14 protein-coding genes and 1 riboswitch are annotated in these 20018 nt (G+C 74.3%); of the genes, 4 read left to right on the top strand and 10 right to left on the bottom strand.

Translation table 11 applies throughout. The annotated features are described in order from the left end of the window. Positions 1–50 precede the first annotated feature (50 nt). The 5 genes from IG78_RS0102600 to cobN form a co-directional block, all read right to left on the bottom strand. A complete protein-coding gene (locus tag IG78_RS0102600; protein ID WP_030559405.1) occupies positions 51–1997 on the bottom strand; it encodes a RiPP maturation radical SAM C-methyltransferase in 1947 nt (648 codons plus the stop codon). 115 nt (positions 1998–2112) lie between these two features. Further along, on the bottom strand, positions 2113–2241 hold the full coding sequence (locus IG78_RS52120; protein ID WP_263972716.1) for a hypothetical protein: 129 nt from the start codon (positions 2239–2241) through the stop codon (positions 2113–2115). Positions 2242–2263: 22 nt separating this feature from the next. Next, positions 2264–4252 (bottom strand): alpha/beta hydrolase family protein, encoded by a 1989-nt coding sequence (locus IG78_RS41625; RefSeq protein ID WP_051852314.1) that lies wholly within the window; start codon positions 4250–4252, stop codon positions 2264–2266. Continuing rightward, entirely contained in the window at positions 4249–5505 is a 1257-nt protein-coding gene (locus IG78_RS0102615; RefSeq protein WP_225882065.1) for an MFS transporter, read from the bottom strand. Before IG78_RS0102615 ends, IG78_RS41625 begins: the two co-directional genes overlap by 4 nt. A 424-nt stretch (positions 5506–5929) precedes the next feature. Beyond that, positions 5930–9556, bottom strand: coding sequence for a cobaltochelatase subunit CobN (gene cobN / locus IG78_RS0102620; protein ID WP_030559409.1), 3627 nt, complete (start codon positions 9554–9556; stop codon positions 5930–5932). A gap of 30 nt (positions 9557–9586) precedes the next feature. Next, positions 9587–9730: riboswitch (cobalamin riboswitch) on the bottom strand. 55 nt (positions 9731–9785) lie between these two features. Between cobN and cobG the strand changes: the two genes are divergently transcribed. The 3 genes from cobG to IG78_RS0102635 are packed head-to-tail and all read left to right on the top strand — an operon-like array spanning position 9786 to position 13472. Further along, on the top strand, positions 9786–11270 hold the full coding sequence (gene cobG, locus IG78_RS0102625; protein ID WP_199813257.1) for a precorrin-3B synthase: 1485 nt from the start codon (positions 9786–9788) through the stop codon (positions 11268–11270). A gap of 46 nt (positions 11271–11316) precedes the next feature. Continuing rightward, positions 11317–11988 (top strand): precorrin-8X methylmutase, encoded by a 672-nt coding sequence (locus tag IG78_RS0102630; protein ID WP_051852315.1) that lies wholly within the window; start codon positions 11317–11319, stop codon positions 11986–11988. Further along, on the top strand, positions 11985–13472 hold the full coding sequence (locus IG78_RS0102635) for a precorrin-2 C(20)-methyltransferase (RefSeq protein ID WP_030559413.1): 1488 nt from the start codon (positions 11985–11987) through the stop codon (positions 13470–13472). Before IG78_RS0102630 ends, IG78_RS0102635 begins: the two co-directional genes overlap by 4 nt. A gap of 564 nt (positions 13473–14036) precedes the next feature. Here IG78_RS0102635 and IG78_RS0102640 read toward each other — a convergent pair. Continuing rightward, positions 14037–14810 (bottom strand): cobalt-precorrin-6A reductase, encoded by a 774-nt coding sequence (locus IG78_RS0102640; protein WP_030559416.1) that lies wholly within the window; start codon positions 14808–14810, stop codon positions 14037–14039. An 18-nt stretch (positions 14811–14828) separates the two neighbouring features. On the opposite strand from IG78_RS0102640, the gene IG78_RS0102645 reads away from it, so the two are divergent. Beyond that, positions 14829–16025 carry a cobalt-precorrin-5B (C(1))-methyltransferase gene (locus tag IG78_RS0102645; protein ID WP_078965116.1) on the top strand — a complete coding sequence of 399 codons (1197 nt, stop codon included), beginning with the start codon at positions 14829–14831 and terminating at the stop codon, positions 16023–16025. 99 nt (positions 16026–16124) lie between these two features. Here IG78_RS0102645 and cobM read toward each other — a convergent pair whose 3' ends face one another. From cobM to IG78_RS0102665, 4 genes are all read right to left on the bottom strand, one after another. Then, positions 16125–16874, bottom strand: coding sequence for a precorrin-4 C(11)-methyltransferase (cobM, locus tag IG78_RS0102650; protein ID WP_030559419.1), 750 nt, complete (start codon positions 16872–16874; stop codon positions 16125–16127). Beyond that, positions 16871–18250 carry a precorrin-6y C5,15-methyltransferase (decarboxylating) subunit CbiE gene (gene cbiE / locus IG78_RS0102655; protein WP_078965098.1) on the bottom strand — a complete coding sequence of 460 codons (1380 nt, stop codon included), beginning with the start codon at positions 18248–18250 and terminating at the stop codon, positions 16871–16873. The genes cobM and cbiE overlap by 4 nt, the downstream gene beginning before the upstream one ends. A 223-nt stretch (positions 18251–18473) precedes the next feature. After that, positions 18474–19670 (bottom strand): NAD(P)/FAD-dependent oxidoreductase, encoded by a 1197-nt coding sequence (locus tag IG78_RS0102660; protein ID WP_030559421.1) that lies wholly within the window; start codon positions 19668–19670, stop codon positions 18474–18476. Positions 19671–19794: 124 nt separating this feature from the next. After that, entirely contained in the window at positions 19795–20010 is a 216-nt protein-coding gene (locus tag IG78_RS0102665; RefSeq protein ID WP_030559422.1) for an MbtH family protein, read from the bottom strand. Between the last annotated feature and the right edge of the window lie 8 nt (positions 20011–20018).

A 20018-nucleotide genomic window follows, 5' to 3' on the forward strand; every position in this document is an offset into this window, starting at 1 on the left:
GGTACCTGGGGCTCTTGGCGTTCTTGTGGTTGTTGGGGTTCCTGGGTGGGTCAGGCCGGTTCGGGGACGGCGGCTCCGTCGGCCGTCGCGGGAACAGTGGCGCCTGCCTCCGCGGGTTCCGCGTGGATGTGCCGCATGAAGTCCAGGCGGAGGAGGTCCTCGTTGACCGCGGCCGGGGCGATGTGGACGTACTGGCCCGCGTCCGCGAAGACGACGCCGAGGGCGAGCCAGGAGTCGAGGAGTTCCTGGACCTGCGCCTCGTGGCGGGCGGCGCCGGGCACGCGCGCGGCGGCCTTGCGGGTGAGGGCCAGGGTGCTGTGCGGCTGGTCGAGGAGGCGGAAGACGGCGAGCTCGAAGGGGTCGGTCAGCTCCCTGACCCGCCAGTCGAAGGTGCGTCTGCGGCTCACCAGGACGATGCGGTCGCCGTGGTCGTCGTGGGTGAGGCGGGCGTCCGTGTGGTGCTTCTTCCAGTCGGCGAGTGCCGCGTTGAGGGCGCCGACCGTGGGCTCGCCGATGCCGCGGGCGGGCGCCTCGAAGACGTACGCCATGTCGTACAGCTCTTCTTCGGGCAGGTCGTAGGTGAAGCGGTAGTGGGCCTCGGGGCGCAGGCCCGTGAAGCCCAGTTCGGGGCGCTCGAAATAGGGGCTGAAGCGTTCGATCGCGATACGGGCGGACAGGTCGACGGGCGGGTCGAGGTGTTCGAGGGCGGGGATCTGCGCGATGACCGGGTCGTAGTCCTCGGCGCTCTCACCGGGGAAGCCGTGCAGATAGTTCCAGGCGACGGAGAGGCCGGTCTCGGCGCCGTCGCGCAGCATCCGGACGTTCTGGCAGCCGCTGACGCCCTTGTCCATCAGGTCCAGGACCCTGCTGTTGAGGCTCTCGATGCCGGGCTGGACGTAGATCAGTCCGGCGTCGGCGAGGGTGCGCAACTGGCCGCGCCTCATGTTGGCCTTGATCTCGATGTGCAGGCGCAGGTCGTAGCCGCTGTCGATGATGCGGGGCAGGACGGTCGTCAGATAGCGCATGTCGAGGATGTTGTCGACGACGTACATGTCCAGGACGCGGTGGCGGCGGGCCAGGTCCATGATCTCTTCGTAGAAGGTGTCCGGACTCTTGGAGCGGAACTCCATGAACGAGCCGTTGAGCCCACAGAAGGTGCAGTGGTGCTTCTCGCCCCACCAGCAGCCGCGGGCGCCCTCGACGACCAGCTTGGGCTCCACCCAGTTGCGGGCCACCGACGCGGCGAGGCGCTCGAAGTAGCCGCCGTAGTCGGGCGGCAGGATCGCGGCGGGCGGCAGCGGCCGGGCGGCCATCGCGTTGGCGACGCTCTTCCCGGCCGCGTCGCGGTGGCAGAGGCCGGGGATGTCGTGGAGCGGGGTCTTCCCGGTGAGCGCGGTGAGCAGGCCGGGGAAGGCGGCTTCGCCCTCGCCGCGTACGACGTGGTCGACGAAGGGGAAGTTGCGGTGCACGGCTGCGCCCTGTTCGCCGTCGCAGTTGGCGCCGCCCATGACGGTCACGATGTGCGGGGCGAGTTCCTTGACCCGGCGGGCGGCCGCGAGTGCGGCGGTGTTCTGCTGGAAGGTGGAGGTGAAGCCCACGACGTCGGGTCCGTCCGCCACGATCTGCCGGGCGATCGTCTCCACGAACTCGGGTACGGTGCGGTGCAGTTCGCGCGTCATCTTCATGCGCGCCGACTTCAGCTTGCCGGTCATCGTGGCGGTGAACTCGTTCTCGCGCCAGGCCGGGTCACCGTAGAGGGCGGAGGAGAAGACCCAGTCGCCGCACCCCATGAAGTACGAGGAGAGCGCGTAGTACTCGTAGTCGTCGCCCGTGAACTCGGTGCGCTCGGTGATCCAGTCGGTGAACATCAGGTTGGCGTGCAGGACTTCGGCACTGGCGCCGGGGACGCGCTCGTCCACGCTCCGTTTGAGGATGCCGAGGGCCAGCGACGGCAGGTCGATGGGCGACCAGGGCATGTTGACCAGCAGTACGCGCATGGGCGCTCTCTCCTGACGATGGCCTGACGGTGGTGAGGGCCTGCCGGACCCGGAGGTCCTGGCGGTGGTGCGGGCCGGCCGGACCCGGGGCGCCCCGGGTCCGGCCGGTTGGGGATCAGTCCTCGACGCTCTCTTCGCCGTCCTCGGCGTTGCGGAACGGGACGGTGACCGTGATGCCGACGCTCGGCTTCCGGTTCGTCTCGTCCTCCGCGAGCGGGTCGTTGTGGATGACGTCCTTCTGCATGGGCTCTCTCCTCTCGGTGATGTCAGTGCGTGACGGTGTGGTGCGCCGACCCCTCTCCGTGCGGAGCGGGGCGTCTGGGTGGGGTGGTGCGGGCGGTGCGGCGCAGCTCCCGGTCGAGGAAGAGCACGGCGCGGCGCAGCACGGCCACGTGGTCGCCGCCTTCGTAGCCGTCGTGCCCGGAGTCCAGCCACAGGGACTCGTGCCGGGCACCGTTCGCGTCGAGGGCGGCGAGGTAGGAACGGACCTGGCCGGCGGGGCACTTGGTGTCGTGCGTGGCCGCGACGACCAGGAGCGGGTCCTGTACGCGGTCCGCGTACCGGATCGGGGAGCTGTGGGCGTAGCGTTCGGGCACCTGCTCGGGGGTGCCGCCGAACAGGCGCTCGTCCAGGGCCCGCAGGGCGGGGGTGGACGACGCGTGGGCGGCGGCGTAGTCGGCGACCGGTTTCACCGCTACGCCCGCCCGCCACAGGCCCGGCCTGGTGCCGAGGGCGAGCAGGACGAGGTAGCCGCCCCAGGAGGTGCCCCACAGGCCGGTCACGTCCGGGCGGATCAGGCCGCGCGCGGTGAGGTCGGCGTGCACGGCGGCGAGGTCGGCGACCTGGGTGTGGCCGACGCCGTCGCCGAAGGCGCGCTGCCAGCGGGGGCCGTAGCCGGTGGAGCCGCGGTAGTTGACCCGGGCCACGGCGAAGCCGGAGGCGACCAGCGAGTGCACGGTGCCGTCGTAGGCGTCCCGGTCGTGGTCGGCGGGGCCGCCGTGCACCAGGAACACGGCGGGGTGCGGGCCGCGGCCGTCCTCGGGGAGGCTGAGCAGGGTGTGCACCGCGCCGTCGGGCCCTGGCGTGCGGACGTCCCGCAGGGTGCCGGGGACCCGGCCCGCGACGGTGCCGAGCGGCGGCAGCGGGGTGCCCGCGGTGGAGGTCATCCGTGGCGGGTGCGCGGTGTCGGTCCAGAGGGTGTGCAGGTCGCCGCCGGGGCGTGGGGCCGCGTCGAGGAGGGTGCCGGGCGGGGTGGGCACCGGGTCGAGGGTGCGGCTCGCCAGGTGGGCGCGGTGCAGCAGGGAGCGGCCGTGGCGGTCCTGGCGGATGAGCACGGAGTGGCCGTCCGGGTACCAGCGGGCGGTGATCTGGGTGTCGAAGGCGCACCGGTCGTGGGTGGTGGTGCCGGTCGCGGGGCTCCAGGTGGCGAGCAGATAGCGGTCCTCTCGCTCCCGGACGAGGAGCAGCGTGGGGTGCGGCCCCGCGGGCGCGAACCCGAGGGCCCACAGCCTGCCGTGCGGGCCGTCGCCGGGCAGCTCCGCGACCACGGTGCCCGCGGTGGTCAGGACGGTGACGGCACGGGGCGAGTCGGCGGCCCGCGTGAGGGCCAGCAGGTCGCCCGCGGGGGTGAGTCCGGCGAGGGCGGCGGGTCCGTCGACGCGCGTCACCTCACGGCCGGGGCCGCCGCGCCACCCGAGACGGACCGTGGTGCTGTCGTCCAGGCCGATGCCGATGGCGACGAGGGGTTCGCCGGTGCGGGCGGGGTGGCGGAGGGTGGCGGGCGGGACGGTGGTGGCGGGCGCGCCGGGGACGGCGCCATACGGGACGGCGGTGGCGGGCGCACCGGGGACGGCGCCATACGGGACGGCGGAGGCGGGCGCACCGGGGACGGCGCCATACGGGACAGCGGAGGCGGGCGCACCGGGGACGGCGCCGTACGGGACAGCGAGCCCCCGCGCGGTCCCCTCCGGTACCCCGGTGAGGCCGGGCCGGTCGGGGCCGCCCGTGAAGGCCTTGAAGCGCCAGTGTCCGACCCCCCGGGCGTCCTCGGCGAACCACCAGACGCGGGCGTCCTGGTCGATCGCGCCGTGCAGGGTGCCGCCCGGCCTGTCGGTGACCCGGCGGGCGCGGCGTGTCGTGGCGTCCCAGGTGAAGACCTCGCAGCGGCCGTCGGCGTCGGAGGTGAAGACCATCCGGTGCGGCTGAGCGGCGCACACCTCGGGCAGGGCGGCCCGGTACACCTGGAAACGGCTCATGCGGCGGCCTCCGCGAGGGCGGCCCGCCGGGTGGTGTGCACGGCGAGCAGGACGAGCAGGGCGGCGCAGCCGAGTGCGGGTGCGGCGGTGTCCACCCGGTCCGCGAACAGACCGGCCAGCACCGGGGCGAGCGCGGCGGTCCCGCCGGAGGCCGTCGCGAGCACCGCGCCGACGCGCGCCTGCACCGCGGCTTCGGTCACGAGGAGCACCCGCGCCTGGAGGACCACCGCGGGCAGCGGCACGAGCAGACAGATAGCGCCGAGCAGCACCCCGTACGTCCAGGGCCCGGTGGCGGTGGCGAGCACCGCGGTGAGCGGTACCAGCAGCCAGGTCACGGCGGTGAGGAGGCGGGCGGCGCCCACCCGCTTCGCTGCCCGGGGCGCGGCGAGCGAACCGGCGAGCCCCGCGGCGCCGGAGACCCCGAGGACGGCGCCGAGGGACAGCGCGTCCGCGCCGGAGCGGTCCAGGGCGAACACGGCGGCGTAGTACAGCGCGACGGCCACGCCGTTGACGAGCGCGATCCACACCAGGACGAGCCGGAGCAGGGGCTGTTGGCGCACCAGCCGAAGGCCCGCCGCGGCCTCGCGGAGCAGTCCGTCGCCGGAGGGCTCCGCCGGGGCCGTCAGCTCGGCGCGCATGCCACGTACGCAGACGGCGGTGACAGCGTACGAGACGGCGTCGGCCACGAAGGGCAGCGCACGCGTGAGCTGGTAGGCGGCGCCGCCGACGGCCGGGCCGAGGATCAGGGCGCCCTGGTCGGCGGCGGCGAGCCGGGCGACCGCGCGGGGCTGGTCGGCGGGCGGGCAGATCAGGGCGACGGTGCCGCGCGAGGCGGCCTCGTGGCAGGCGGTGGCGAACCGTTCGACGAGGACCGCGGCCAGGAGGTGCGGAAGCGTGAGATGTCCGAGGGCGAGCAGCAGGGCGACGGAGCCCATGGCGAGGGCGGAGACCGCGGCGGACCAGAACATGATGGTCTTGCGGGCGCCGCGGTCGGCGGGGATCGCGGCGAGCGGGCCGAGCAGGATCCCGGCGGCCGGCGAGAGCCCGGCTACGAGCCCGGCGGTCTGCGCGGAGTGGCCGAGGGAGAGGAGCAGCAGCGGCAGGACGATGCCGGACGCCTGGGTGCCGAGCGCGTCGGCGGCGTTGGCCCACCAGAAGAGGCGGAAGTCACGGGAAGGGGTGCCCCGGGCCGGCCGGGGCCGCGGTAACTCGCCGTCGCGGTCCGGTATGTCCGCCTGCGCCTGTGGCTCCACGCAACCCCCCTCACAAACATGAAGCACTTGTGGAGACGTGTGTAGAAAGTGAAACGAGCGGGATCGTAGCCAGGCCGCTGAGCGGGCTACAAGGCGTCGGAGGCGGTGACCGAAAAGCGCGGTGCGGCACGGCGTCGCACGGAGGGCAGAGCGGAAGCCAAGGGGAGGAAAGAATTCCGCCGGGCGCCTTGGGACTGCCGCGACTCATGGGTCAGATGTGATGTGAGGGGCGCCGGAAGGACCATGCCAAGACATCAGGGCCACCTGACATCGCGGCGCGCGCCTGTGGCCGCCCCGGGAACCCGGGGCGGCCACAGGAACGATGAAAGCCGCGTGAGGATGGCTGGTTCCGCTCCCTGACGACGACAACGCCGTCCGGGAGCGGTCAGTGTCCGCAGGAGCGGAGGCGGGGCGGGGGCGGTGCTCAGTCCTCGCCCTCGAGGTCCCCCTCGGTCTCCAGGTAGGCCTGCCGCAGCGCTTCGAGCACCGCGGGGTCGGGCTTGGCCCACATGCCGCGGGACTCGGCTTCGAGGAGGCGCTCGGCGATCCCGTGCAGCGCCCAGGGGTTGGCCTGCTGGAGGAACGCGCGGTTCTCCGGGTCCAGGACGTAGGTCTCGGTGAGCTTGTCGTACATCCAGTCGGCGATGACGCCCGTGGTGGCGTCGTAGCCGAAGAGGTAGTCGACGGTGGCGGCGAGTTCGAAGGCACCCTTGTATCCGTGGCGGCGCATCGCCTCGATCCACTTGGGGTTGACGACCCGGGCCCTGAAGACGCGCGACGTCTCCTCCACCAGGGTGCGGGTGCGGACCGTCTCCGGCCGCGTCGAGTCGCCGATGTACGCCTCGGGGGCCGTGCCGCGCAGGGCACGGACCGTGGCGACCATGCCGCCGTGGTACTGGAAGTAGTCGTCGGAGTCGGCGATGTCGTGCTCGCGGGTGTCGGTGTTCTTCGCCGCGACCGCGATGCGCTTGTACGCCGTCTCCATCTCCTCGCGCGCGGGACGGCCTTCGAGCTCACGGCCGTAGGCGTAGCCGCCCCACACCGTGTAGACCTCGGCGAGGTCGGCGTCGGTGCGCCAGTCCCGGGAGTCGATGAGCTGGAGCAGACCCGCGCCGTACGTGCCGGGGCGTGAGCCGAAGATACGGGTCGTGGCGCGGCGTTCGTCACCGTGCTCGGCGAGGTCGGCCTGTACGTGCGCGCGCACGTGGTTGACCTCGGCGGGCTCGTCCAGGGCGGCCGCCATCCGCACCGCGTCGTCGAGCAGCCCGATGGTGTGCGGGAAGGCGTCGCGGAAGAAGCCCGAGATGCGCAGCGTGACGTCGATGCGGGGGCGGCCCAGCTCCTCGTACGGAACGGGTTCGAGGCCCGTCACACGGCGGGACGCGTCGTCCCAGACCGGGCGGACACCGAGCAGCGCGAGGGCCTCGGCCACGTCGTCGCCCGCCGTGCGCATGGCGCTCGTACCCCACAGGGAGAGGCCGACGGACGTGGGCCAGGTGCCGTTGTCGGAGCGGTAGCGCTCCAGGAGCGAGTCGGCGAGGGCCTGCCCCGTCTCCCAGGCGAGGCGCGAGGGCACGGCCTTGGGGTCGACGGAGTAGAAGTTGCGGCCGGTCGGCAGCACGTTGACCAGGCCGCGCAGCGGCGAGCCCGACGGGCCCGCGGGCACGAAGCCGCCGTTGAGGGCGTGCACGGCGTGGTCCAGCTCCGCGGTGGTCGCCGCCAGGCGCGGGACGACCTCGCGGGCGGCGAACTCCAGGATGGCGGTGACCTGTTCGCTGTGCCCCTCGGGCACGGCGTCCGGGTCCCAGCCGAGCTGCTCCATCCGCTCCACCAGGGCGCGGGCCTTGGCCTCCGCCTCGTCGGCGGTGGTGCGGGTCGCCGCGGACTCGTCCAGGCCGAGCGCCTCGCGCAGCCCGGGCAGGGCCGTGGTGCCGCCCCAGATCTGGCGGGCGCGCAGGATGGCGAGGACGAGGTTGACGCGGTCACCGGCCGCGGGCGGCGTGCCGAGCACGTGCAGGCCGTCGCGGATCTGGGCGTCCTTGACCTCGCACAGCCAGCCGTCGACGTGCAGCAGGAAGTCGTCGAAGCCGTCGTCGTCGGGCCGGTCGTCGAGGCCGAGGTCGTGGTCCAGCTTGGCGGCCTGGATGAGGGTCCAGATCTGCGCCCGGATCGCCGGGAGCTTGGCCGGGTCCATCGAGGAGATCTGGGCGTACTCGTCCAGGAGCTGCTCCAGGCGCGCGATGTCGCCGTAGGAGTCGGCGCGGGCCATCGGCGGGACGAGGTGGTCGATGAGCGTGGCGTGCACCCGGCGCTTGGCCTGGGTGCCCTCCCCCGGGTCGTTGACCAGGAACGGGTAGATCAGCGGCAGATCACCGAGCGCGGCATCCGGGCCGCAGGCCGCGGACAGGCCCGCGTTCTTGCCGGGCAGCCACTCCAGGTTGCCGTGCTTGCCCAGGTGGATCATCGCGTCGGCGCCGAAGCCGCCGTCCTCGGCGGCCGCGGCGATCCAGCGGTAGGCGGCCAGATAGTGGTGCGAGGGCGGCAGGTCCGGGTCGTGGTAGATCGCGATCGGGTTCTGGCCGAAGCCGCGCGGCGGCTGGATGAGGATCAGCAGATTGCCGAAGCGCAGGGCCGCGAGGACGATGTCGCCGTCCGGGTTGCCGCTGCGGTCGACGAACATCTCGCCGGGCGCGGGACCCCAGTGCTCCTCGACGGCGGTGCGCAGCTCCTCGGGCAGGGTCGCGTACCAGCGCCGGTAGTCGGCCGCCGGGATCCGCACCGGGTTGCGGGCGAGCTGCTCCTCGGTGAGCCAGTCCTGGTCGTGGCCGCCCGCCTCGATCAGCGCGCGGATCAGCTCGTCGCCGTCGCCGGAGACCAGTCCTGGCACCTCGGTGTCGCCGAAGTCGTAGCCCTCCTCGCGCAGGCGGCGCAGCAGGGCCACGGCACTCGCGGGCGTGTCGAGGCCGACCGCGTTGCCGATGCGGGAGTGCTTGGTCGGATAGGCGGAGAGCACGAGCGCGATGCGCTTGTCGGCGGCGGGGATGTGGCGGAGCCTGGCGTGCCGTACGGCGATCCCGGCGACGCGGGCGGCGCGCTCGGGGTCGGCGACGTACGCGGGCAGGCCGTCGGCGTCGATCTCCTTGAAGGAGAACGGGACGGTGATCAGACGCCCGTCGAACTCGGGCACCGCGATCTGGCTCGCGGCGTCGAGCGGCGAGACGCCCTCGTCGTTGTCCTCCCAGGCGGCCCTGGATCCGGTCAGGCACAGGGCCTGGAGGATGGGCACGTCCAGGGTGGTCAGCGCGCCCGCGTCCCAGGACTCGTCGTCGCCGCCCGCGGACGCATCGGCGGGCTTGGTGCCGCCCGCCGCGAGGACCGTGGTGACGATGACGTCGACGGCCCGCAACTGCTCGATCAGCTCGGGCTCGGGGGCGCGCAGCGAGGCGACGTACAGCGGCAGCGGCCTGGCGCCCGCGTCCTCGACGGCGTCGCACAGCGCGTCGACGAAGGCGGTGTTGCCGCTCATGTGGTGGGCGCGGTAGTAGAGCACCGCCACGACGGGGCCCTCGACGCCGGCGCGGGGCGTGCGCTCCAGCGGGCCCCAGCTCGGCGCGGCGGCGGGCGCGTCGAAGCCGTGACCGGTGAGCAGCACGGTGTCGGAGAGGAAGCGCGCGAGCTGCTCCAGGTTCCCCGGGCCGCCGTGCGCGAGGTAGGCGTGCGCCTCCGCGGCGATCCCGACGGGCACGGTGGACGCCGCCATGAGCTGGGCGTCGGGGGCCTGTTCGCCGGTGAGGACGACGACCGGGCGGCCGTCGGCGAGCAGCAGGTCCAGGCCGTCCTGCCAGGCGCGGATGCCGCCGAGGAGGCGTACGACGACGAGGTCGACGCCGTCGAGCAGCCCTGGGAGGTCTTCGAGGGGCAGCCGCGCCGGGTTGGCGAAGCGGTAGCGGACCGGTCCTGCCGCCGCGCGGGCGCTGAGCAGGTCCGTGTCGGAGGTCGACAGGAGCAGGATGCGGGGGGACGGGGCGGTGTCCCCGGATGCGGGCAGCATGCGGTGTCTGGCCTTCCTCGGGGTCCGCGCCCCGGGCGGTGTCTGACGGCGGGAGTTCCTGACTCGCCCGGCCCCTGGGGGCCGGACTCACAGTGGCGGGACCGCGCCGGATTCACACCGGCTTCCTCCCCTGTCGCCGTCTGGCGATGGCGGACCGAATGATCCACCGAGGAGCATAGTAGGCCGCGACCGGGCACATGGAGAAGGTGCACCCGATGTGATCGTAGGTATGCTCGCCGCCGTGACCACGGCTCCCCTTCCCTCATCGTCCCAGGCCACAGCGGCCACACGGGACCGCGGTGACGCCTGTCCCGGCACGCTGCGGCTGCATGAGGCGCACGACGGCGCGCTCGCCAGGGTCCGTGTTCCCGGCGGTGTACTGACCGTCCGGCAGGCGGAGGCGCTCATGAGCGCGGCCCGGCGGTTCGGCGACGGTGAGTTGCATCTCACCTCGCGCGGCAACATCCAGTTGCGGGGGCTGCGCGACGCCTGCGGCGCGCAGCTCGCCGAGCTGCTCGACGCGGCGGGGCTGCTGCCGTCCGCCGCGCACGAGCGGGTGCGCAACATCGTGGCCTCGCCCCTGTCCGGCCTCGACGCGCACGGCCTGCGGGACGTGCGGCCCTGGCTCGCGTCCCTCGACGCGGCGCTGTGCGCCAGCGAGGCGGCGCCCGCCCTCTCGGGCCGGTTCCTGTTCGCGCTCGACGACGGCCGCGGGGACGTGGCCGGGCTCGACGCGGACGTGACGCTGCGCGCGGTCGCGGACGGCGGCGCGCTGCTGAGCCTCGGCTCGGGCGCCGCGGCGCTGCACGTCTCCGGCGCGGATGCGGCCCGCGCCGCGCTGGTGGCCGCGGAGGAGTTCCTCGCGGCCGTGCGATCCTGCGGCGCCAAGGCCTGGCGGGTGGACGAACTCGCGCTCGCCGACGGCGCGTTGCTGCGGCAGGTCGGCGCGCGGCTGACGGCCGACGGCATCGTCCACACCGGCCGCGCGCGGGCCCCGGGCGCGGCGGGCACCGGCGGTGGTCCGGCGCCCGGCGGTGGTCCGGTGCCCGGCGGCGCTTCGGGGGCGGACGGCGCTTCGGCGCCCGGCGGTGGTCCGGTGCCCGACGGCGGTCCGGTGCCCGGCGGCGCTTCGGTGCCCGACGGCGGTCCGGTGCCCGGCGTCGTGGGGGACTTCGCCGCGCTGTCCGTGCACGCTCCGCTCGGCCGCCTCTCGGCCCTCCAGTGGCAGGAGTTGACGCGCCTTGCCGCCCACTCCCCCGCCGGTGAGCTGCGGTTGACCCCGTGGCGTGGCGTCGTCGTGCCCACACCGGGCCGGGGCGCGGACCGGGTCGACGAGGCGCGGGCGCGCCTGTCGGCCGTCGGCCTCGTCACGGAGGGCGACTCTCCCTGGCTCCTTGTCGGCGCCTGCATCGGCAGGCCCGGATGCGCCAAGTCCCGCACAGACGTACGGGCGGACGCCGGCCGGACCCTCACCGAGGTCCCGTCCGACAGCCTGCCCCTGTACTGGTCCGGATGCGAACGGCGCTGCGGGCACCCCCGGGGCGAGCACATCGACGTGATCGCCGCGGACGACGGCGGTGGCTACCGGCTTTCGGTGGCCGCCCCCGCGGGTGCCCCGCCAGCCGCCGCCGGGGAACGCACCCCGCGCACCGTCGACCTCGACGACCCCTCCCGACTCGCCGCCGCCCTGGCGACGATCACCCCACGCCCCTGACCCCATGACCCGCACGACATGACCCGTACGACATGACTTGCACGACATGACCCTCACGACGACCGAGAGCAGCGAGAAGAACACCGTGACGACCTACGACTACGAGAAGGACGGCGCGGCCATCTACCGCCAGTCCTTCGCCACCATCCGCGCGGAGGCGGATCTCGCGGCACTCCCCGCCGACGTCAGCCAGGTCGCGGTCCGGATGATCCACGCCTGCGGGATGGTCGACCTCGTAAAGGACCTCGTGTACAGCCCGGATGTCGTGGCCCGGGCCCGCGCCGCCCTCCGTGCCGGCGCGCCCGTCTTCTGCGACGTGCAGATGGTCGCGAGCGGAGTGACCCGCAAGCGGCTGCCCGCGGACAACGACGTGCTGTGCACCCTGTCCGACCCGGCCGTGCCGGACCTCGCCGCGAAGCTGGGCACCACCCGCAGCGCCGCCGCGATGGAGCTGTGGCGCGACCGCCTCGAAGGTTCCGTGGTCGCCGTCGGCAACGCGCCCACCGCGCTGTTCCGGCTCCTGGAGATGATCCGGGACGGCGCGCCGCGGCCCGCCGCCGTCATCGGTGTGCCGGTCGGCTTCATCGGCGCGGCCGAGTCCAAGGACGCCCTGGCGGCGCAGTCCCTCGGTCTGGAACATCTGGTCGTGCGGGGCCGTCGCGGCGGCAGCGCCATCGCCGCCGCCGCACTGAACGCGATTGCGAGCGAGGAAGAATGAGCGCCAAGCTGTACGGGGTCGGGCTCGGCCCCGGCGACCCGTCCCTGATGACCGTGCGGGCGGTCGAGGTCATCGCCGATGCGGATGTGATCGCGTACCACAGCGCCCGGCACGGCCGGTCCATCGCCCGCTCGATCGCGGCGCGGCACATCCGCGCCGACCACATCGAGGAACGCCTCGTCTATCCCGTCACGACGGAGACCACCGATCACCCGGGCGGCTACCGGGGCGCCATGGAGGAGTTCTACGCCGAGGCGGCGGCCCGGCTCGCCGCGCACCTCGACGCGGGGCGCACCGTCGCGGTCCTCGCGGAGGGCGACCCGCTCTTCTACGGCTCGTACATGCACATGCACAAGCGGCTCACCGGGCGCTACGACACCGAGGTGATCCCCGGCGTCACCTCGGTGTCCGCGGCCGCGGCCCGCCTCGGCACCCCGCTCGTCGAGGGCGAGGAGGTCCTGACGATCCTGCCGGGCACGCTGCCCGAGGAGGAGCTGACCGCCCGGCTCGCCGCGACGGACGCGGCGGTGGTCATGAAGCTTGGCCGCACCTTCCCCAAGGTGCGGCGGGCGCTGGCGGGTTCGGGCCGTCTGGACGAGGCCCGTTACGTCGAGCGGGCCACCATGGACGGGGAGCGCACCGCGCGGCTCGCGGACGTGGCCGAGGATTCGGTGCCGTACTTCTCGGTGGCCGTGCTGCCGAGCCGGGTCGGCGCGGAGCCGCGGGAGCGGGCCCGCGGTGAGGTCGTCGTGGTGGGGACGGGCCCCGCCGGGCCGCTGTGGCTGACGCCCGAGACGCGCGGGGCCCTGGCCGCCGCCGACGACCTGGTCGGCTACACCACGTATCTGGACCGGGTGCCGCACCGTCCCGGTCAGGAGCGGCACGGCTCCGACAACCGGGTGGAGTCCGAGCGCGCCGAGTTCGCTCTCGACCTGGCCCGGCGCGGGCGGCGGGTCGCGGTCGTCTCCGGCGGCGACCCCGGAATCTTCGCCATGGCGACGGCCGTCCTGGAGGTCGCCGCACAGCCGCGGTACACGGACGTGCCGGTGCGGGTCCTTCCCGGGGTGACCGCCGCCAACGCGGCCGCCGCCCGCGCGGGCGCCCCGCTCGGCCACGACTACGCCACCATCTCCCTGTCCGACCGGCTCAAGCCGTGGGAGGTCATAGCGGAGCGGCTGCGCGCGGCCACCGCCGCCGACCTGGTCCTCGCCCTGTACAACCCCGGCTCCCGCAGCCGCACCTGGCAGGTCGGCAAGGCCCGCGAACTCCTCCTGGAACACCGTGCTCCTGACACCCCGGTGGTCGTCGCCCGCGACGTCGGCGGCTCCGGTGAACGGGTACGGATCGTCCGCCTCGCGGACCTGGACCCGGCCGAGGTCGACATGCGCACCGTCCTGCTTGTCGGCTCGTCGCAGACGCGGGCCGTGCGGCGCGGGGACGGCGAGGAGATCGTCTGGACACCGCGCCGCTATCCGGAGGCGTGAGGGTCCGGTGCCCGGGGCTCGGGGGGGGCGGTGCCGGTGCCCGGGGGGTCTGCGCCCGGAGGCCGGGCGGCACGCCCGTACCCGGAGACCCAGTTCCCGTCCCGGTACCCGCGGCTCGGGGCTGTGTCTGCGCTCGGTCTCCGGGCCCGGAGACCGAGCGGCACGCCCGTACCCGGAGACCGGGTTCCCGTCCCGGTACCCGGGGCTCGGGGGGTGTGTCTGCGCTCGGTCTCCGGGCCCGGAGGCCGGGCGGCACGCCCGTACCCGGAGACCGGGTTCCCGTCCCGGTACCCGCGGCTCGGGGCTGTGTCTGCGCCCGGTCTCCGGGCCCGGAGACCGGGCGGCACGCCCGTACCCGGAGACCGGGTTCCCGTCCCGGTACCCGGGGCTCGGGGGGTGTGTCTGCGCTCGGTCTCCGGGCCCGGAGACCGGGCGGCATACCCGTACCCGGAGACCGGGTTCCCGTCCCGGTACCCGCGGGCTCGGGGGCGCGTGCCGCGTCGCCCCGGGGCGGAGAGGCCGCCGCTCCCCGTTCCGGACCGGTCCGGTCCGGTCCGGGTGGTCTCACTCCGTCCCGGGCGGTACGCCCCCCGCGAGGTACGCGATGATCCGGCGGGCCGCCGTCTCCGGGTCCGGCACGACCGGGACGCCCTCGGGCACCGGCGGCCTGCGCACCACGACCACGGGAATTCCGGCCTCGCGGGCGGCGGTCAGCTTCGGCGCGGTGGCCGCTCCGCCGCTGTCCTTCGTCACGACGACGTCGATGGCGTGCTCGCGGAGCAGCGCGCGTTCCCCTTCGAGCGTGAAGGGGCCCCGGTCGAGCAGCACCTCCATGTGCGCCGGGTGCGGGGCCTCGGGCGCGTCCACCGACCGCATGAGGAACCACAGGTCGTCCAGGTCCGCGAACGCGGCGAGGCCCATGCGTCCGGTCGTCAGGAACACCCTGCGGCCGAGCGCGGGCAGCAGCTCCGCGGCCTCGCCGAGCGAGCCCGCCTCGTGCCACACGTCGCCGTCGACCGGGTCCCAGCCGGGCCTGCGCAGGCCGAGGAGGGGAACGCGGGCGGCGGCCGCGGCCCGCGCCGCGTGGAAACTCATCGTCCGCGCGAACGGGTGCGTGGCGTCGACGAGCAGGTCCACGCGGTGCGCGCGCAGCCAGTCGGCGAGCCCGTCGGCGCCCCCGAAGCCGCCGACCCGCACCTGTCCCACGGGCAGCCGGGGGCTCGCGACCCGGCCCGCGAGGGAACTGGTCAGTTCGAGGCCCGGCAGCTCGGGCAGGCCGTGCAGCCGCTCGGCCAGGTGCCGGGCCTCCGTCGTTCCGCCGAGAATCAGTACGTGCACGAGAGTCCGGGTCCGTTCATGAGTGACAAGTCAGTACGTGACGGCGGCGCCACGCGGCCCACCGACGACGCGGCGTCGGGCGCCCCCGCCACGAAAGGCGCCCGCGCCGCGAAGGGCGGCCGCGGCGCCCAGTTGGAGCACACCGGTCTGCGGCCCGGCTGGACGACCGGTGCCTGCGCGACCGCCGCCACGACCGCCGCGTACACCGCCCTCCTGACCGGCGACTTCCCCGACCCGGTGACCATCACCCTGCCCCGGGGGCAGACCCCCGCGTTCGCGCTCGCGACCGAGGAACTGACCGGCGCGTACGCCATGGCGGGGGTGGTGAAGGACGCGGGCGACGATCCCGACGTCACGCACGGCGCGCTCGTGCGGGCCACGGTGCGGCGGCTGCCGCCGGGGTCCGGGGTGGTCTTCAGGGCGGGCCCCGGCGTGGGCACGGTCACCCGTCCCGGTCTGCCGCTGCCCGTGGGGGAACCGGCGGTCAACCCCGTGCCCCGGCAGATGATGCGGGACCACGTCGCCGCCGTCGCCGCGCTCCACGGCGGCAGCGCCGACGTCGAGGTCACCATCGCCGTCGACCACGGCGAGGAGATCGCCAGGTCCACCTGGAACCCGCGGCTCGGCATCCTCGGCGGTCTTTCCGTGCTCGGCACCACCGGCATCGTGGTGCCGTACTCCTGCTCGGCGTGGATCGACTCCATCCGCCGGGGCGTGGACGTGGCGCGCGCGGCGGGGCGCACCCATGTCGCGGGGTGCACGGGGTCGACGTCGGAGAAGACGGTCGTCGCCGAACACCAACTGCCCGAGGACGCCCTGCTGGACATGGGCGACTTCGCGGGCGCGGTCCTGAAGTACATCCGCCGCCACCCCGTGGACCGCCTGACGATCTGCGGCGGGTTCGCCAAACTGTCCAAGCTCGCGGCGGGACACCTCGATCTGCACTCCGCGCGCTCCCAGGTCGACAAGGGCTTCCTCGCCGCCCTCGCCCGGCGCGGCGGCGCGGACGAGGCCCTCGCGGCCGCGGTGGCGGACGCCAACACCGGACTCGCCGCGCTCCAGCTCTGCCAGGGGGCCGGGATCGCCCTTGGCGACCTGGTCGCGGTGGCCGCGCGGGACGAGGCGCTCGCCGTGCTGCGCGGGGCGCCGGTCGCGGTGGACGTCATCTGCATCGACAGGGCAGGGACCGTGGTGGGCCGCAGCACGGTGGCCTGAGCACGCGGCACCCCTCGCGGAGCACTCAGCACACGTGCCGCCCCGCACCCCTCGCGGAGCGCTCAGCACACGTGCCGCCCCGCTCCCCTCGCGGAGCACTCAGCACACGTGCCGCTCGCGCTCCGGCGAGTACAGGTGGCTGTCGCGGAACTGCTCCGCGCCGAGGGTCCGGCCCACCATGATGACCGCGGTGCGCAGGATGCCCGCTTCCGTCACCTTCGCGGCGATCTCGTCGAGGGTGCCGCGCAGGACCACTTCCTCGGGGCGGGAGGCGTAGGCCACGACCGCGGCCGGGCAGTCGGCGCCGTAGTGCGGGAGCAGTTCCTCCACCACGCGGTCCACGTACCTGGCGGCCAGGTGCAGCACGATCAGCGCGCCACTGCGGCCGAGGGTGGCCAGGTCCTCGCCCTCGGGCATGGCGGTCGCGCTGTGGGCGACCCGGGTGAGGACGACGGTCTGGCCGACGGTCGGCACCGTCAGCTCCCGCTTCAGGGCGGCGGCAGCGGCGGCGAAGGCGGGCACACCGGGCACCACCTCGTAGGGCACCCCCGCCGCGTCGAGGCGCCGCATCTGCTCGGCCACCGCGCTGAACACCGACGGGTCCCCGGAGTGCAGCCGGGCCACGTCCTGTCCCTGTTCGTGGGCGCGGACCAGCTCGGCGGTGATCTCGTCCAGGTCGAGCTGCGCGGTGTCCACGAGCCGTGCGTCCGGCGGGCATTCGGCGAGCAGTTCGCGCGGCACCAGACTGCCCGCGTACAGACACACCCGGCAGGCGGCGAGCGTCCGGGCGCCCCGCACCGTGATCAGGTCGGCGGCACCGGGTCCCGCACCGATGAAGTACACGGTCATGTGGCTGCTCCTGCGCGGTCGGGGGGTCCGTCGGGGGTCTGGGCGGGCGGGGCGGAGGGTGCGGCGGAAGGCTGGGCGGAGGGTGTCGCGGAAGCCTGGGCGGAGGACGCCGCCGGAGCCTCGGCGGAGGGCTCCGCGGCCCCCGTGGGCTTCTGCGCCGACCACTGTGTCACCGGCATCGCCTGCCGCCACCCGGTGAAGCCGCCCACCGGCACGGCGTGGGCCACCGCGAGGCGTACGAGTTCGCCGCCGTGGCGGCGGTGGGCGTCGGCGAGCAGTGCCTCGGACTCCAGGGTCACGGTGTTGGCGACCAGGCGGCCGCCGGGTGCGAGCGCCGCCCAGCAGGCGTCGAGCAGGCCCGGCGCGGTGAGTCCGCCGCCGATGAACACGGCGTCGGGCCGCGGCAGCCCGGCGAGGGCGGCGGGCGCGGCGCCGGTGACGACGCGCAGGGCGGGCACGCCGAGCCGTTCGGCGTTACGGGTGATGCGTTCGGCCCGTACGGCATCGCGCTCCACGGTGACCGCGCGGCAGGTGGGGTGGGTGCGCATCCACTCGACGGCGATCGAGCCGGAGCCGCCGCCGACGTCCCACAGGAGCTCGCCGGGGGCGGGCGCGAGCGCGCCGAGCGTGGCGGCGCGGATGTGCCGCTTGGTGAGCTGGCCGTCGTGCTCGTACGCCGTGTCGGGGAGCCCGGGCACGGCGCCGAGCCGGAGGGCGTCCGGGTCGCGGTGGCAGGTGACGGCGACGATGTTGAGGGCGTCGCCGGGGGGCTCTGCCCAGGTGTCGGCGGTGGACTCGGCGGTGGTCCGTTCCCGCGCGCCGCCGAGCTGTTCGAGGACCCGCATCCGGCTCGGGCCGTAGCCGCGGTCGCGCAGCAGGGCGGCGACGGTGCCGGGGCCCGTGGCGTCCACGCTGAGCACGAGCAGCCTGCGGCCCTCGTGCAGGGCGGCGGCGAGGCGTCCGGCGGGGCGCCCGACGAGCGTGACGACCTCCACGTCCTCCTGCGGCCAGCCGAGCCGTGCGCAGGCGTGGGACACGGAGGAGGGGTGCGGGAGTACGCGTACCGCGGTGGCGCCGAGTTCTTCGGTGAGGGCCCGCCCGATGCCGTGGAACATGGGGTCGCCGCTGGCGAGGACGGCGACACGGCGTCCCGCGTGGGCGGCGAGCAGCGCGGGCACGGCGGGGCGCAGCGGCGAGGGCCAGGTGATCCGCTCCCCGGCGCACCGGGACGGCAGCAGGTCCAGTTGCCGCGGGCCGCCGATCAGGACCTCCGCGTCGAGCAGGGCCGCGCGGGCGGCGTCCGTGATCCCCTCCCAGCCGTCGGCCCCGATGCCGACGACGGTCAGGGCGGCCGGTCCTGGTCGTGCGGGGCTCACTGGTCGACACCTCGGGCTTCGGGGGCGGGGAGCGTCTCAAGGGAGACACCCAGGGGATCTCAGGGAAGATACCCGGGGGAAAAGCACTCTACTGGGCGTTGACCAGCACACCTTCCCTCGGGTTCCCTCGGGTTCCCTCGGGTTCCCTCGGGTTCCCTCCGGTTTTCTTCCTCGGCCCCTCCCCCGGGCGCCCCGGGCGCCCGCGGGCGCCCGGGGGTCGCGCTCAGGCGTCGCTCATCTCGTCCATCAGGTCCAGGAGTTCCTCGGTGACGAACTCCTCGATCGGGCAGGCGCCCGAGAGCGTCGAGAAGTAGCGGTCGGACAGGTCGCCGCTCGTGGCGATGGCGCGCAGCATCTCCAGGTGGTGCTCCGGCGGGTTCAGCTCGGCCGTCTTGAGCGTGCTCTTGTAGTCCGGGACGAGCATCTCGGTGCGCTCCTCGGCGAACTCCCCGAGCGCCTTGTCCAGGCGCTCCGGGTCCTGGAGGCTGTCGCCCACGCACTCGACGAGGAGCTGGGCCTGGAGGAAGGCGTCGGTGATGCCGCGGGCCGTGATGGAGTCCTTGTGGTGTCCGGCGTCACCGATGAGGGCCCAGCCGGGCCCGGCGGCCTTGCGGAAGAAGTTGAGCTGGTTGCCGGTGCCGAAGAGGCGCTCGACCTGCTCGCCCTTGTCCATCTCGGCACGCACCTCGGGCGCGGTCCGCTCGGCGCTGTCGAGCAGGGCCTTGAGTCCCTCGCCCTTGAGGGCCGCGAACTCGGCCTGTGGGAAGTACGCCGCCACCAGCGTCGCGCCGTCGTTGGTCGGTACGGTGCCGACCCAGCTCCCTGGGGTGTGGTAGAGCCGGAACTCGGCGGGCAGTCCTGACCAGTAGCTGTAGTAGCAGCAGGTGAGGGTGGGTGCCTCGACCTCGTGCGGTGCCTGCACCTTCGCCGCGACCGTCGACCGCATGCCGTCGGCGCCGATGACGAGCCGGGCGCGTTCGACCGTCTCGGTCCCGCCGGAGCTCAGCCGGACGCCCACGACCCGGTCGTCCTCGAAGACGAGGTCGGTGACCGAGCAGTTCTCGCGCAGCTCGGCACCGGCGTCGACGGCGGCCCGCGCCAGGATCTGGTCGAGGAGGAAGCGCCGCGGCGCGTAGGCCGCCTGCTGGCCGTCGACGGGCCAGGAGACCCCCTGGACGCGAATGTCGCCGGCGGTGTACGTGGCCCTGTCCAGGGGCGGGCAGCCGGTGGCGATCACCTCCGGCAGGACGCCCCACTGGTCCAGGAGCGCGACGCCCGGCTGGTGGATGTACAGCGTCGACAGTGTGTCCTTGGGGAACTTGCTGCGTTCGACCATGAGCACCCGGTAGCCGGCCCGTGCGAGCTGCAGCGCCGCCGGAGATCCAGCACACCGCGCCCCGACCACAATCACGTCGTACACGAAATAACTCCTTGTCCTGCACCGACTCTCGCCGGCCGGGTCTGTCTGGGTTACGGGGAGGGCGGGAGGGGGGCACGCCCCGGCCGGTGGCCGGGGCCTGCCTCCCTCCCCTGATCAGGCGGTGCTACGCGGCGGCCATGGCCTCGCGCAGGCTCCTGGGCCGCAGGTCGGTCCAGTTCTGCTCGACGTGCTCCAGGCACTTCTGGCGCTCGTCGGGGCCGAAGACGGACGTCCAGCCCGCGGGGACATCGGCGAACGAGGGCCACAGGGAGTGCTGGTCCTCGTCGTTGACCAGCACGAGGAACGTGCCGCTGGTGTCGTCGAACGGATTCGTGCTCATGAGGGGCT

This window comes from Streptomyces aureocirculatus, assembly GCF_000720475.1.
GTDB lineage: Bacteria > Actinomycetota > Actinomycetes > Streptomycetales > Streptomycetaceae > Streptomyces > Streptomyces aureocirculatus.

Excerpts from the sequence above, each read along its gene's own strand:
- IG78_RS0102600 (WP_030559405.1), bottom strand. The coding sequence starts at position 1,997 with ATGCGCGTACTGCTGGTCAACATGCCCTGGTCGCCCATCGACCTGCCG.
- IG78_RS52120 (WP_263972716.1), bottom strand. The coding sequence starts at position 2,241 with ATGCAGAAGGACGTCATCCACAACGACCCGCTCGCGGAGGACGAGACG.
- IG78_RS41625 (WP_051852314.1), bottom strand. The coding sequence starts at position 4,252 with ATGAGCCGTTTCCAGGTGTACCGGGCCGCCCTGCCCGAGGTGTGCGCC.
- cobN (WP_030559409.1), bottom strand. The coding sequence starts at position 9,556 with ATGCTGCCCGCATCCGGGGACACCGCCCCGTCCCCCCGCATCCTGCTC.
- cobG (WP_199813257.1), top strand. The coding sequence starts at position 9,786 with ATGCTCGCCGCCGTGACCACGGCTCCCCTTCCCTCATCGTCCCAGGCC.
- IG78_RS0102630 (WP_051852315.1), top strand. The coding sequence starts at position 11,317 with ATGACCCTCACGACGACCGAGAGCAGCGAGAAGAACACCGTGACGACC.
- IG78_RS0102635 (WP_030559413.1), top strand. The coding sequence starts at position 11,985 with ATGAGCGCCAAGCTGTACGGGGTCGGGCTCGGCCCCGGCGACCCGTCC.
- IG78_RS0102645 (WP_078965116.1), top strand. The coding sequence starts at position 14,829 with ATGAGTGACAAGTCAGTACGTGACGGCGGCGCCACGCGGCCCACCGAC.
- cobM (WP_030559419.1), bottom strand. The coding sequence starts at position 16,874 with ATGACCGTGTACTTCATCGGTGCGGGACCCGGTGCCGCCGACCTGATC.
- IG78_RS0102665 (WP_030559422.1), bottom strand. The coding sequence starts at position 20,010 with ATGAGCACGAATCCGTTCGACGACACCAGCGGCACGTTCCTCGTGCTG.